At 49.3% G+C, this 13,281-nt stretch carries 10 protein-coding genes; 7 read left to right on the forward strand and 3 right to left on the reverse strand.

Features of this window, described 5'->3' with window-relative positions:
• The 5 genes from hemG (at nucleotide 1) to PRU_RS14305 (ending at nucleotide 5,831) form a co-directional block, all read left to right on the forward strand.
• The gene (gene hemG / locus PRU_RS14285) at nucleotides 1-1,356 is read left to right on the forward strand and encodes a protoporphyrinogen oxidase (protein ID WP_013065713.1); all 1,356 of its coding nucleotides are present in this window, start codon (nucleotides 1-3) and stop codon (nucleotides 1,354-1,356) included.
• 79 nt (nucleotides 1,357-1,435) lie between these two features.
• Nucleotides 1,436-4,063 carry a beta-glucosidase gene (locus PRU_RS14290; RefSeq protein WP_013063552.1) on the forward strand — a complete coding sequence of 876 codons (2,628 nt, stop codon included), beginning with the start codon at nucleotides 1,436-1,438 and terminating at the stop codon, nucleotides 4,061-4,063.
• Nucleotides 4,064-4,072: 9 nt separating this feature from the next.
• Nucleotides 4,073-4,690 carry a nitroreductase family protein gene (locus PRU_RS14295; protein WP_049769192.1) on the forward strand — a complete coding sequence of 206 codons (618 nt, stop codon included), beginning with the start codon at nucleotides 4,073-4,075 and terminating at the stop codon, nucleotides 4,688-4,690.
• A 129-nt stretch (nucleotides 4,691-4,819) separates the two neighbouring features.
• On the forward strand, nucleotides 4,820-5,365 hold the full coding sequence (locus PRU_RS14300) for a glutathione peroxidase (RefSeq protein WP_013064456.1): 546 nt from the start codon (nucleotides 4,820-4,822) through the stop codon (nucleotides 5,363-5,365).
• 22 nt (nucleotides 5,366-5,387) lie between these two features.
• Nucleotides 5,388-5,831, forward strand: coding sequence for a MarR family winged helix-turn-helix transcriptional regulator (locus PRU_RS14305; protein ID WP_013063869.1), 444 nt, complete (start codon nucleotides 5,388-5,390; stop codon nucleotides 5,829-5,831).
• A gap of 3 nt (nucleotides 5,832-5,834) precedes the next feature.
• Here the strand turns inward: PRU_RS14305 and PRU_RS14310 are convergent, their stop codons facing one another.
• Complete coding sequence (locus PRU_RS14310; protein ID WP_013063543.1) at nucleotides 5,835-6,296, reverse strand: Lrp/AsnC family transcriptional regulator; 462 nt, start codon at nucleotides 6,294-6,296, stop codon at nucleotides 5,835-5,837.
• 216 nt (nucleotides 6,297-6,512) lie between these two features.
• On the opposite strand from PRU_RS14310, the gene PRU_RS14315 reads away from it, so the two are divergent.
• Nucleotides 6,513-7,805 (forward strand): O-acetylhomoserine aminocarboxypropyltransferase/cysteine synthase family protein, encoded by a 1,293-nt coding sequence (locus PRU_RS14315; protein ID WP_013065213.1) that lies wholly within the window; start codon nucleotides 6,513-6,515, stop codon nucleotides 7,803-7,805.
• Nucleotides 7,806-7,981: 176 nt separating this feature from the next.
• The gene (gene cysK / locus PRU_RS14320) at nucleotides 7,982-8,929 is read left to right on the forward strand and encodes a cysteine synthase A (RefSeq protein WP_013064323.1); all 948 of its coding nucleotides are present in this window, start codon (nucleotides 7,982-7,984) and stop codon (nucleotides 8,927-8,929) included.
• A 156-nt stretch (nucleotides 8,930-9,085) separates the two neighbouring features.
• Here the strand turns inward: cysK and PRU_RS14325 are convergent, their stop codons facing one another.
• Nucleotides 9,086-10,495 carry a histidine-type phosphatase gene (locus tag PRU_RS14325; protein ID WP_013064780.1) on the reverse strand — a complete coding sequence of 470 codons (1,410 nt, stop codon included), beginning with the start codon at nucleotides 10,493-10,495 and terminating at the stop codon, nucleotides 9,086-9,088.
• Between the two features lie 21 nt (nucleotides 10,496-10,516).
• Nucleotides 10,517-12,322, reverse strand: a complete 1,806-nt coding sequence (locus PRU_RS14330; RefSeq protein ID WP_041386378.1) for a helix-turn-helix domain-containing protein — start codon at nucleotides 12,320-12,322, stop codon at nucleotides 10,517-10,519.
• Between the last annotated feature and the right edge of the window lie 959 nt (nucleotides 12,323-13,281).

Here is a 13,281-nt window from a genome sequence, read left to right on the forward strand (position 1 = left end):
ATGCAAAAACGTGATATAGTAGTGATAGGTGCCGGACTGACTGGACTGAGCACTGCCTTTAACCTGAAGAAGATGGGCCGCGATGTGCTGGTGCTTGAAAAGCAGAACCGCATAGGTGGCCAGATAGCTACGCACAACGAGGATGGATTTACGTTCGAGAGTGGTCCTAACACAGGCGTGGTATCGTTTCCCGAGGTAACCGAGTTGTTCCGCGATCTGGAGGGACGCTGCCAGATGGAGACAGCCCGTGAATCGTCGAAGCGCCGACTGATATGGAAAGGCAGTGAGTTTCATGCTTTGCCTGCCAGTTTGCCAGCAGCTATCAGTACCCCCTTGTTTACACTGAAGGATAAGTTCCGTATACTGGGTGAGCCCTGGCGTAAGAAGGGTACCGACCCTGATGAACCTGTAGGTGCACTGGCACAGCGCCGACTGGGACGCTCGTTCTACGAGTATGCCGTTGATCCGTTTGTGTCGGGTGTGTATGCCGGTGATCCGATGAAGCTGACCACCCGCTATGCGTTGCCTAAGCTTTATAATTTGGAGGCTAACTACGGCAGTTTTGTGCGTGGTGCCATTGCTAAGGCCAAGGAGCCTAAGAGCGAGCGCGACCGCTTGGCTACCAAGAAGGTGTTCTCGGCCTTTGGCGGTTTGCAGAATCTGGTAGAGGCACTGGCTGAGGGCATCGACATTGTAACCGGTGCACAGGCGATAACGGTGATGCCCGATGGCGAGCACAAATGGCTGATACGCTATAACAACGGTACCGAGGAGATACACTGCAACCATGTGATTACCACTGTGGGTGCTTATGCCTTGTCATCGTTGCTACCCTTTGTGGCGCAGGAGCAGATGGCGCCTATCAGCAAGCTTTACTATGCACCTATCATACAGGTGTGCGTGGGCATTAAGAACACTGGCGGTATCGACTATGCGGCCTTTGGCGGTTTGGTGCCCAGCAAGGAGCAGAAGCAGGTGCTGGGTATCTTGTTCCCATCGGCCTGCTTTGTGCAGCGTGCGCCCGAGGGTGGTGCCCTGTACTCGTACTTTATGGGTGGCGCCCGTCATACCGACTATCTGCAGAAGAGCGATGCCGAGATACGCTCGATGGTGCGCGAGGCTTTCCACAGTATGCTGAAATATCCTATGAACGTAGAGCCCGACATGATACGTATCTTCCGTCATGAGCATGCCATTCCGCAGTATGGCGTGGATAGTGGCGAGCGTTTTAAGGCGGTGGAGGCTATCCAGCAGCAGTACCCCGGACTGATTATAGCCGGTAATCTGCGCGACGGTATCGGCATGGGTAACCGCATTCAGCAGGCAGCCGCTATCGCCCGATTATTTCAAAAATAAGATTAAAATCAACGCCCAAATGATGCGGCGTTAAAGAATTATTACTATCTTTGTGGCCACTATAACAAAAACAGTGGTTATGAAGAGACTTTTGATGATGTCCCTATTCGTGGGTTTCTGCGCTACAGCGATGGATGCGCAAGGTTTGCCGTATCAGAATGCGAACCTGTCAGCAGCACAGCGAGCTGATGACCTGTTGAGCCGACTGACGCTCGATGAGAAGGTGAGTCTGATGATGGATACATCGCCTGCCATCCCCCGTTTGGGTATTCCTCAGTTCCAGTGGTGGAACGAGGCGCTGCACGGCATCGGTCGTAACGGCTTTGCTACCGTATTCCCCATCACCATGGCTATGGCGGCTTCGTGGGACGATGCGCTGCTGCACCAGGTGTTTACGGCTGTGAGCGACGAGGCGCGTGTAAAAGCCCAGCAAGCCAAGTGTACAGGGGATATCAAACGCTATCAGAGTTTATCGTTCTGGACACCGAACATCAATATATTCCGTGATCCCCGTTGGGGCCGCGGACAGGAAACCTATGGCGAGGACCCTTACCTGACGGCTAAGATGGGACTGGCTGTGGTGCGTGGCTTGCAGGGTGTAGGCTACAACGGCGAGGACCTAGGTGTAAGCAAATATCGTAAACTGCTGGCATGTGCCAAGCATTTTGCCGTGCATAGCGGTCCGGAGTGGAACCGTCATGAGTTTAATATCGAGAATCTGCCTGAACGTGATTTGTGGGAGACCTATCTGCCTGCCTTTAAGGCACTAGTGCAGGAAGGAAAAGTGGCCGAGGTGATGTGTGCCTATCAGCGTATCGACGGTCAGGCCTGTTGTGCGCAGACCCGTTACGAGCAGCAGATACTGCGTGACGAATGGGGCTTTGACGGACTGATTACCAGCGACTGTGGTGCCATTCGTGATTTCCTGCCTCGTTGGCATAATGTGTCCAAGGATGGGGCCGAAGCCAGTGCCAAAGCCGTGTTGGCTGGTACCGACGTGGAGTGCGGTTCGGAGTACAAGCACCTGCCTGAGGCTGTGCGTCGTGGAGATGTGAAGGAGGCCGATATTGATCGTAGTCTGCGCAGACTGTTGATAGCCCGTTTTGAGTTGGGCGATATGGATAGCGACGACCTGAATGCATGGACCAAGATACCAGAGACAGTAGTGGCTTCGCAGGCACATAAGGATCTGGCCCTGAAAATGGCACTGAAGAGTATTGTGCTGCTGCAGAATAAAATTAAGGTGCTGCCTTTAGGCAATCCGTTAAATGCTGGCGCAGGCTCTGACAAGGATATTGTGGTGATGGGTCCGAATGCCAACGATTCGGTGATGATGTGGGGTAACTATGCCGGCTATCCAACACACACCGTGACGGCACTGGATGGTATCACCCGTATGGCAAAGACGCTTTCGCCCGATGCCACGGTACGTTTTATTCAAGGCTGCGGGCTGACACGAAACGAGGTGTTCGAGAGTCGCTTCAATCAGATAAAAGATCCGTTAGGTAATAGCGGCATACAGATAGCTTACTGGAATAATACCGAGATGCAGGGCGCACCTGTAACGGTGGTGAACCGTAAGCAGCCCGTACAGCTGAGTAATGGCGGTAACACGGTGTTTGCACCTGGCGTGAACCTGGAGAATTGCTCGGCACGACTGGACGGTACACTGGTGCCGACAGCCGATGAGACACTGAGCTTTGAGATTAGCGGCGACGACCGCTTGCGCCTGATAGTGAATGGCGATACATTGGTGAACATCTGGAATCCACGTCAGCGTATTCAGAGCGGTAAGAAGGAGATAGCCGTAAAAGCCGGACAGCACTACCGCATTCAGATTGATTATGTACAGGAAACGGGTTACGGTGCCTTGAACTTCGATATCAAGAAGCGTGTGAACCCAACAGCCGAGGAGCTGTTGGCTCAGATAGGCAATACCCAGACCATCATATTTGTAGGTGGTATATCGCCTAACCTGGAGGGTGAGGAGATGCGTGTGAACGAGCCTGGCTTTAAGGGGGGCGACCGCACCAGCATAGAACTGCCACAGGCACAGCGCGACTTGTTGGCTGTGCTGCATAAGGCTGGCAAGAAGGTGATTTTTGTAAACTGTTCGGGATCGGCCATGGCGCTGGCTCCGGAACTGGAAACATGTGATGCTATCCTGCAGTGGTGGTATGGTGGCGAGCAGGGTGGTGCTGCCTTGGCTACAACACTGTTTGGTATGGTAGCCCCCAGTGGAAAACTGCCGGTTACCTTCTATAAGAGTACCGACGAGTTGCCCGATTTCCTGGATTACACCATGAAGAATCGTACGTACCGTTATTACGAAGGCGAGCCGCTGTTCCCATTCGGTTTCGGTCTGGGCTACACCACTTTCAATATAGACAAACCTATCTATAAAAATAATAAGGTACAGGTGCGCGTAAAGAATCTGGGCACTACAGCCGGTACCGAAACTGTACAGGTATATATCCGTCATCTGGCTGACAAGGAAGGTCCAAAGAAATCGCTGCGTGCCTATCAACAGGTAACCCTGAATGCAGCAGAGGCAAAGACCATCAGTATAGAACTGCCACGTAAGAGTTTCGAGGGTTGGGATGTGAAAACCAACACTATGCGCGTAGTGCCTGGCAAGTACGAGGTGATGGTGGGCAACTCGAGTGCCGACAAAGATCTGAAGAAAATAATAGTCAACATTAAATAACAACAACCAATGACAAAAAAGTTTTTAATAGGTGCAGCCACAGTGCTGCTTGCTTTAACCAGTTGCCATAATGACAACACCAACACAGAGACGTCGGTATCGTTCGACGAAGTTTTAACCACCCGTAGAAGCGTACGCAGCTACGACCCAGCGAAGAAAATCTCGGAGGCCGAAGTACGCGAACTGCTCAAGGCTACCCAGGAGGCTCCATCGTGGGCTAACCAGCAGCCTTCGAAGTATTATGTGGCTATCGGCGAGGAGAAACTGAAGGCTGCCATGGAGATGATTGGCGCCAACAAGGATCGCGTGGCCGATGCACCGGTACTGATTGTGTCGACCTTTGAGCGCGGAAAATCGGGCTATTTCCAGGGACAGGCTACCAACGAGGTAGGCGAAGGCTGGGGTGCCTATGATAACGGACTGAGCAACTGCTACCTGATATTGAAAGCACGCGCCATGGGATTCGATACCCTGATTATGGGTATGCGCGATGCCGACCAACTGAGAGCGCTGTTTAACATCCCCGAGGACGAGACTGTGATGGCTGTAATTGCCTTGGGCTACAGAAACGAAGAGCCCACACATCCCGACAGACGCGATCTGGATGATATCGTAAAGTTCTTCTAATCAAGGACTTTTAAATACGTATCGCAAGCGATATATAGTTAAACTCTCTTAAAGTTTTTACTAAATCGCTTGCGATATAAATAATTATGCTTACCTTTGCATCGCAAACGATATAATTGTAATAATGATATGAGTAAGATTTATGATTTCAAGGCTCTGACGAGCAAAGGTAAGGAGATTGATTTCTCTGAGTTCCAGGGAAAGGTGCTGCTGGTAGTTAACACAGCCAGCAAGTGTGGATTCACCCCTCAGTTCGAAGGATTGGAGGCGTTGAACCAGAAGTATAAGGATCAGGGACTGGTGGTTATCGGTTTTCCCTGCAACCAGTTTAAGGAGCAGGATCCAGGTACCGACAGCGAGATTAGCGAGTTCTGCCAGTTGAACTACGGCGTTACCTTCCAGATTATGAAGAAGATTGATGTGAATGGTGCTGCTGCCGATCCTATTTTTGAGTATCTGAAGACACAGGCTCCCACCGAGGAGTATAAAGGTTTAAAGGCCAAGGCTGCCAAGGCTCTCTTCAAAACCATCAGCAAGAGTGTAGAGAAGGACAGCGATATTAAGTGGAATTTCACCAAGTTCCTGATTTCGAAAGACGGTGATACCATTAAGCGCTATGCACCTACTACCGAGCCTGCTGACTTTGAGAAGGACATTGAGGCCATGCTTGGTTAATTGAAAATTAAAAATAAAAAATATGCACGAAGAATTACGACTCGATAATCAAGTCTGCTTCCGTTTGTATACGGCTACACGTTTAATAACTCAGGCTTATACGCCTCTGCTGAATGAGCTGGGTATTACCTATCCGCAGTATCTGGTAATGATGGTTCTGTGGGAGCAGGACGCCCAACCTGTGAACGACATTGCACGCCGACTGCTGCTGGAAACAAACACTGTTACGCCGCTGCTGCAGCGTATGGAGAAACTGGGCATAGTGACCCGACAGCGCGGAAAGGAGGATAAGCGCCAGCAGATAGTATCGCTTACCGAGAAAGGTAAGGCGATGGAAGAGCAGGCTTATCAGGTTATTCCCGCCGGTATGGGTCGTGAACTGAGTGCTTGTCCGTTCCAGTTTGACGACTATGAGCGGTTGGCTGGCGAACTGGACACCATCATCAACACATTACGACAAAGATAATCTTCAGCCGATGTGGATACCGTAGTTCTGTTTCACCTCGCTCATCACAAAGGTGCTCTCGATAGAGGCCAGGCTTTCTATCTCGCCCAGTTTGTTGAGCACGAACTCCTGGTATTGTTTCATGTCGCGCGCGCGTACCTTTAAAAGGTAGTCGTAGGCACCCGAGGTGTTGTAGCATTCGGTAACCTCAGGTATGCGCTGGATGCGACGAACAAATGAGTCGGCAATCTCGTGGTTAATATGCTTGAGTTTAACCTTGCAGAAAACCTGCAAGCCCTGACCCAATTTCTCGGGATCGAGAATAGCCACATACTTTTTAATATACCCCTGTCTTTCGAGTCGTTTCTGACGCTCAAAGACGGGGGTTGGTGTTAAATGAACGGCATCGGCCAGCTCTTTGGTGGTCAATTTGGCGTTTTTTTGCAGTGTTTTCAGTATCTGCAAGTCGGTTTCGTCTAATTCCATCGCTGTTTTACATTAAACATTAAGCATTAAACATTAAATATTCAGAAAGATATTCTGTTTGGGGGCTATGTGAAAGCCAGAATTAGAACTTTATTCTTTCTCGACTGCAAAATTAGGTATATTTTCTGAATTAAACAAGAAATTTGGTAGATTTTTCTAAACCTATTACCTTTGCACCCAGAAAGTTTAATCAAATAAAAAGAAAGGAATAAAGTTATGAGTACAAGTAAGAATTATCGTTTCGAGACTTTGCAACTGCATGTAGGCCAGGAACAGGCCGACCCCGCTACTGATGCACGTGCCGTGCCCATCTATCAGACCACAAGCTATGTGTTCCACAACTCAAAGCATGCTGCCGATCGTTTCGGACTTCGCGATGCTGGTAATATCTACGGTCGACTGACCAACTCTACACAAGGTGTGTTCGAGGACCGTGTGGCAGCACTCGAAGGTGGAGTAGCAGGTCTTGCAGTTGCCAGTGGTGCAGCCGCTATTACTTACGCTCTGCAGAACATTGTGCAGGCAGGTGACCATATCGTAGCTGCTGATAACCTGTATGGTGGTTCTTACAACCTCATTACCCATACACTGGCTACCCAGGGCATTACCAATACCATCGTGAATGTAAACGATCTGGCTGCGCTCGAGGCTGCCATCAAGCCCAACACAAAAGTAGTATATGCCGAGACCTTCGGTAACCCTAACAGCGATGTGCTCGACCTTGAGGGTGTGGCTGCTGTTGCTCACAAGTATGGCATCCCATTCATCGTTGATAACACCTTCGGTACCCCATACCTGATCCGTCCATTGGAGCATGGTGCCGACATCGTAGTACACTCGGCCACTAAGTTCCTGGGTGGACACGGAACCTCACTGGGTGGTGTGATTGTAGATGGTGGTAAGTTCGACTGGAAGGCTAATCCCGAAAAATTCCCCACACTGGCTAAGCCCGATCCATCGTACCATGGTATCGTATTTGCCGATGCAGTAGGTGCTGCCGCTTACGTGACTCGTATCCGTGCCGTGATTCTGCGCGATACCGGTGCTACACTGTCGCCATTCAATGCCTTTATCCTGCTGCAGGGTGTTGAGACACTGAGTCTGCGTGTAGAGCGCCACGTGGAGAATGCACTGAAGGTTGTTGACTTCCTGGCCAACCATCCAAAGGTGGCTAAGGTTAATCACCCAGCATTGGCAAGTCATCACGACCATGCTTTGTACAATAAGTATTTCCCACAGGGTGGTGCCTCAATCTTCACCTTCGAGATTAAGGGCGGGCAGGAAGAGGCCTGGAAGTTTATCGATGCCCTGCAGATTTTCTCACTGCTGGCTAACGTGGCCGATGTGAAGAGTCTGGTTATCCACCCATATACCACCACTCACTCACAGCTGAGTCCTGAGGAGCTGGCTGAGCAGCACATCACGCCATCAACCATCCGCTTGAGTATCGGTACTGAGCACATCGACGACATTATTGCCGACTTGTCACAGGCTTTTGACCAAATTTAACGGGAACGGGGAGTAAAATCCCCGTTTTTCAACAATATACCAAACGTTTGGTATATAGAATGCCACACAAGAGGGATTGTGAGACTGCAAAAAACGTCGTACCTTTGCAGTGTGATAAAAATCATATTGAAGAGAGAGATTTATTTGTTATTAATTTTATAAAAAAGGTAAGGATTATGAGTAAAATCGCAAAACAGCTGACAGAGCTCGTCGGCAACACTCCACTTCTTGAGCTCAACAAGTTTTCACAGGCAAAGGGTCTGGAGACTCCTGTTATTGCCAAGGTAGAATTCTTTAATCCTGGTGGTAGCGTAAAAGATCGTATCGCACTGGCGATGATTGAAGACGCAGAGGCCAAAGGCATCTTGAAGCCAGGTGCAACCATTATCGAACCAACCTCTGGAAACACGGGCGTAGGACTGGCACTGGTATCAGCCGTCAAAGGCTACCATTTGATCCTTACCATGCCTGAAACCATGAGTGTAGAGCGCCGAAACCTTGTGAAAGCCTATGGTGCCGAGGTACGACTCACTTCTGGTAAAGACGGCATGCCAGGCGCCATCCGCGCTGCAGAGGAACTGCGCGACTCTATCCCTGGTGCTGTGATTCTGCAGCAGTTTGAGAACGCTGCTAACCCTGCTAAGCACTATGCTACTACAGGTCCTGAGATCTGGCGTGACACCGATGGACAGGTCGACATCTTTATCGGCGGTGTAGGTACTGGTGGTACTATCAGCGGTACAGGTAAGTATCTGAAGGAGCAGAATCCAAACGTGAAAATTATCGCTGTAGAGCCCAAGTCGAGCCCTGTACTGAACGGCGGTCAGAGCGGTCCTCACAAGATTCAGGGTATCGGTGCAGGTTTCATTCCCAAGACCTACGATGCAACTGTTATCGACGAGGTGTTTGATGTAGAGAACGACGCTGCTATCCGTACAGGTCGTGAGATTGCTCAGCAGGAAGGTCTGCTGGTAGGTATCTCGGCAGGTGCAGCCCTCTATGCTGCTACCGAGGTGGCTAAGCGTCCTGAGAATAAGGGTAAGAAGATAGTAGTGCTGCTGCCTGATACTGGCGAGCGCTATCTCTCGACAGTGCTTTATGCATTCGAAGATTATCCACTTTAAGTTGTTTGTTAATAAAAAGTGGGTGACCGTTTGGTCACCCATTTTTTTTATTCCGATAGCATTGTTATTTCGATGCGGCGTTTGGCTGCCAGAATCTTCTGGGCCATACGCTGTTTGCGCTCAGTACTTATTGGTAGGGTGTGCAATACTTAAAAACTAGTATTTTGTTCTTGCGGTCTTATGGCCTTGTTCGATAACGATTCCTCGGTAACTATTAGGAGCCAGGGTTCCGCTGAGTGTGTAGGAACGGGCAGAGCCGGAGGGAATGGTGGTGGCAGGAGCTGGGATGGCGGAAGCCTCGGTGTCTTTGATGGCATCGTATTCCGTCATTGTTTCGGCCATGCGGGCATCGAGATCTGACAGACGATAGAGTCCATCGCTATTAGCCGTCAGTCCTTCGATGGTGACGGGGAGAATCATAGGTGGCTCTTCGACAGAAAGCAATGTGCGGTTCTGTAACTGACTGACGGACTGATATACCAGATTGATGGCAACGTACTCATCTGTACCGTTGCTCCACTTCTCGAACACGAGTTTAGAACCGATGGGGGTATGTAGTTCCAGAGCCTGTTCGGTTTCTGGATATACGAGACGCAGGGCTGCACCGATACTGGCCAGATTGCTGTCGTGACCACAGAGGAATGTGAACTTACGTCGGTCGTGGTGCAGTTCTTCACGGATACGACTCACTAATGGGTAAGCCAGGTTTACGGCAGCACTATGAGTTGTGAAGAGCAAAGCGTCGTATACCTCCTTGATGCCGCAGATGGCTCGCCATTGCTCCTGAGTCAACTCATGGCCGAAGGCCGACAAGCTCTCGCTTTCGTAGCATTGCAGCACCAGAGCGTCGGCTACGCTATTGGCCAGCTTAAAGCCGCCTGTCATCTTTGGTTCGTCGCCCTTCTCTAATGTAAACTGCGTGTCATCGTACCAGAAGTGCGTTGTGTCGTTCTGCGCTGCTGGTGAGTGCGCCATATCAATGATTTCCTCTACCAGCGTTAGGGTGGGCTGTACAGACTGCATCCAAGCCTGTGGACCGTTGTGCATGGCGTTTATCTCGGCGAGAACCTGCTGGCGGTAGGTATCGTTCATCTTTGTGAACTGTGGCGTAAACAAGGGATCCATCTTGTCCTCCTCGTACTTGTGCTTAATCTCCACGTTGGCGAAGGGCAGGAATCCGGCTGAGAAATACTTAGCTGTGGCAAATGTACGCTGGCGAGAGTTGGCGTAGAACAGCACATCGTCGCCATCGGGACGGTAGTTGTCGGGCAGCAGTCCTTCGCCTACCAACCATTTGCGGAAAAACTGTCCCATCTCTGTTTCAAGTACGCCGCCACGCAATGATAACTGACTGCCTGGCGATGTCCACTTAAACCATTCATAAGGCGTTACTCGCATATAGGTGGCACCGCCCGATGCCAGTGGTGAGCGGATGTTGTGGCGACTCATCACTACGACCTCCTTCAGCTGATACTTAGCTTTGAAGTCGGCCGATCGCTTTGTCTGTGCCTGTGTACTGATTGTTGCTGTCATGGCAGCAAGCATTAATAAAAGTAGTTTTTTCATTCTGTCCATATGTTATTTTTTTTACGCGTTGTTATTTGTTTGTTTATAGGTGGTTGGCGTCATGCCGTACTTGGTGCGGAAGTTGCGGGTAAAGGTGTCGGCATTGGTAAATCCGCTGGCCTGACTTACCTGCTCAACGTTCAGGTCGGGCTGGCTGTTCATCAGACTTACAGCATAATCGAGGCGCAGTTCGCGAACGTAGGCTGGCAGCGAAACACTATCGCTACCCTGTGCAAAGGCGGCACCAATGCGTTCCTTCGACAGGCCTGTACGATCGATGAGCGACTGTCGGTCAAAGTCGGGCTGCAAGAACAGTTTCTCGTTTTCAATCAAATCGCGCAGGCAGAGGAATAACTGCTCGTCGGTAAGTGTCGTGAAATCAGAGATGCTAAGTCCTGCTCCAATTGTACTTGGTTCAGCAGTTTCAGCTTCGACCTTTGGTGAATTTGTTGATTCGGCCGAACGGTTAGCGGCTTTCAGTTCTTTGTATTTCTCCTTATACTCTACGGCCTCGGTAATCTGTCGGGCCAGGATGCGGTTGTGTCGCTGGGTGATGCGCCACTGCAGGAAGGCATAGAGACCGAAAGCCAGGATAAGTAAAGCTGCTGTGGTGACGGCAATGCTGATGGCTGTTACGAATCGGTTCTGGGCGCGCTGTTCTGCTATCTGGCGCTCCTTGCCCTGCGTGTCGTAGATGGTAGCCAGTTCGGCACTTTCGCTACGCTTCTGGCGTACAAGGGCCGTATCGTAGACTTCGGCTATCTGCATGGCCACATGGAGGGCCGAGTCCTTACGTCCGGCAAAATAGTTGGAACGGAACTTAGGCAGCAGATTCTGACCGATGGTTTCTAAATCGTATTCATAACCCCAATCCTTAATAAAACGGTCGAGCTCGGTATAGTTGTCGGCAGCTTCGGCATAGCGACGGGCTTCTACCAGGTATCCGCAGCCGTTGATGCGTCCCTCGAGTGTTTGTCCAAAGTCGGTTTTCATATATTGGGCATAATTGCGGGCGGCTTCGGCTGTTTTTCCGTTCATCTGGTACACTTGTGCACGATGCAGCCAAACTAAGGCACGCAGTGTTTTTAATTCTTTTTCAATCGGCTTGGGCTCTTTCTCATAGATAGTTACAAGCGAGTCCATGCGATCTACCCATACGCCGGCCTCATTCAAGTGGTGATTGATGTGACTAACGGCGATATTCTCTAAGGTTTGAATGCTGGCTGCTATCGGTCGGTTTGTAGAGTCGTTAACTGTGCGAAGTACCCACAGATAGGCATCGTCATAACTCTTCTTGGCTTCGTCGAAGCGTTCCAACATTATCTGGGTGTCGCCTAGGCTTAAGTAAAGCGTCTGTAATTCGACAGGACAGTATGGATTGTCCACATCCTTCAGCTTGTCGATAAGCAGGAGGGCAGTGCGCATGGCATTATCGTAGTCGCGATCGGTGGTTAGCATGATAACCAGGTTAGTGCCTGCATGTATGTACTCCCAGAAGTCCTCGGCAGGAGGATTCTCGATAGAAACAACACGACGGAAGCACTCGATGCACTTATCCATCTGTCCCATCTGGAAATAAGCTACGCCACGATAGCCTTCGGCACGTATCGGCGAGAGTTCGCCAACTTCGGCCAAACTGTCAGTAACGGCCAGGAAATGCTCAAAGTCGCCAGAAAATCTAGCAGCCAGAGCAATACTGTCGCCACGTGTGGAAATGCGCTTTGCGGGGATGTCGCCTCGTTTTTCACCGCCCTTACCGCCACAGGCCGTGAGCACGGTAAGGATGATAGCTATACTTATTAAATATATGCACCTACAAATTTTCATGATAAATAGTTTGTAGGTGCAAAGGTACGGGTTATTTTCTAAAAACCCAAATAAAAAATCAAGTTTTTATCTTTTCCCCCTTCAATATTCCATTCATAAAGATTTAGAATCTGTAACCACCGGCAGAGAGAACCGAATACATGCCGAAACTCTTTTTGCGTAGCCAGTTGAATTTAGTTAGCATTAATTATCATTGTGAGTCATGTCGAGCACCAACATTCTTACCACCAGGATAAATAATATCACGGCGACGACTAACAGAACCATCAGCGCTATTTCCATGTTTTTAGAAGTTTATCACACCAATATTGAAATGCATCTTTTTAAGATATATACTATTACAGTTTACCATTGTGGCTCATGTCGAGTACCCACAATCTTACAATCATTGCCAACACTATTAAGGCGAATGCCATCAGGATAATTAGATTTGTTTCCATACTTTTATTACTTTTGTTTTTAAATTTCTGGTGCAAAGATATAACAAAAAGACAGTATCTGCAATAGCACAGACAAATGGTCGGGTGGTTTCAGACAAATAGTCGGGTATTTGTTCGCGATAACTACACCTATTATAGATATAAAATTGTTTAAAACCACAAAACAAAATGTAGTTTTATCGTGTGTTTTGCTATCATTATCTTGAAATTAAGTACCAAAAGTTGTGTAATTTGTCCGACGACGTGTCGTTTTGTCCGACAGATTGTCTGAAATGTCCGACGATTTGTCTGAAACCACCCGACTATTTGTCTAAACCCTTGTGGGAATGGATTTTTTGCCTTACCTTTGCAACCAGAAAATTTAATCGCTCTTTCTTTTTTTTAAGTAATAGATATAACCTAATGATCAATATCCTTTTGACAATGAAGTGCAGTGCGTAATGGAACGAAGCGTTAACTGCCAAACGTGCCCCAGGCCAACTATCTCGCTAACGGATAGAAGGCCTGGGGCCTTTTTTT

The organism is Xylanibacter ruminicola 23 (assembly GCF_000025925.1).
Taxonomy (GTDB): domain Bacteria; phylum Bacteroidota; class Bacteroidia; order Bacteroidales; family Bacteroidaceae; genus Prevotella; species Prevotella ruminicola.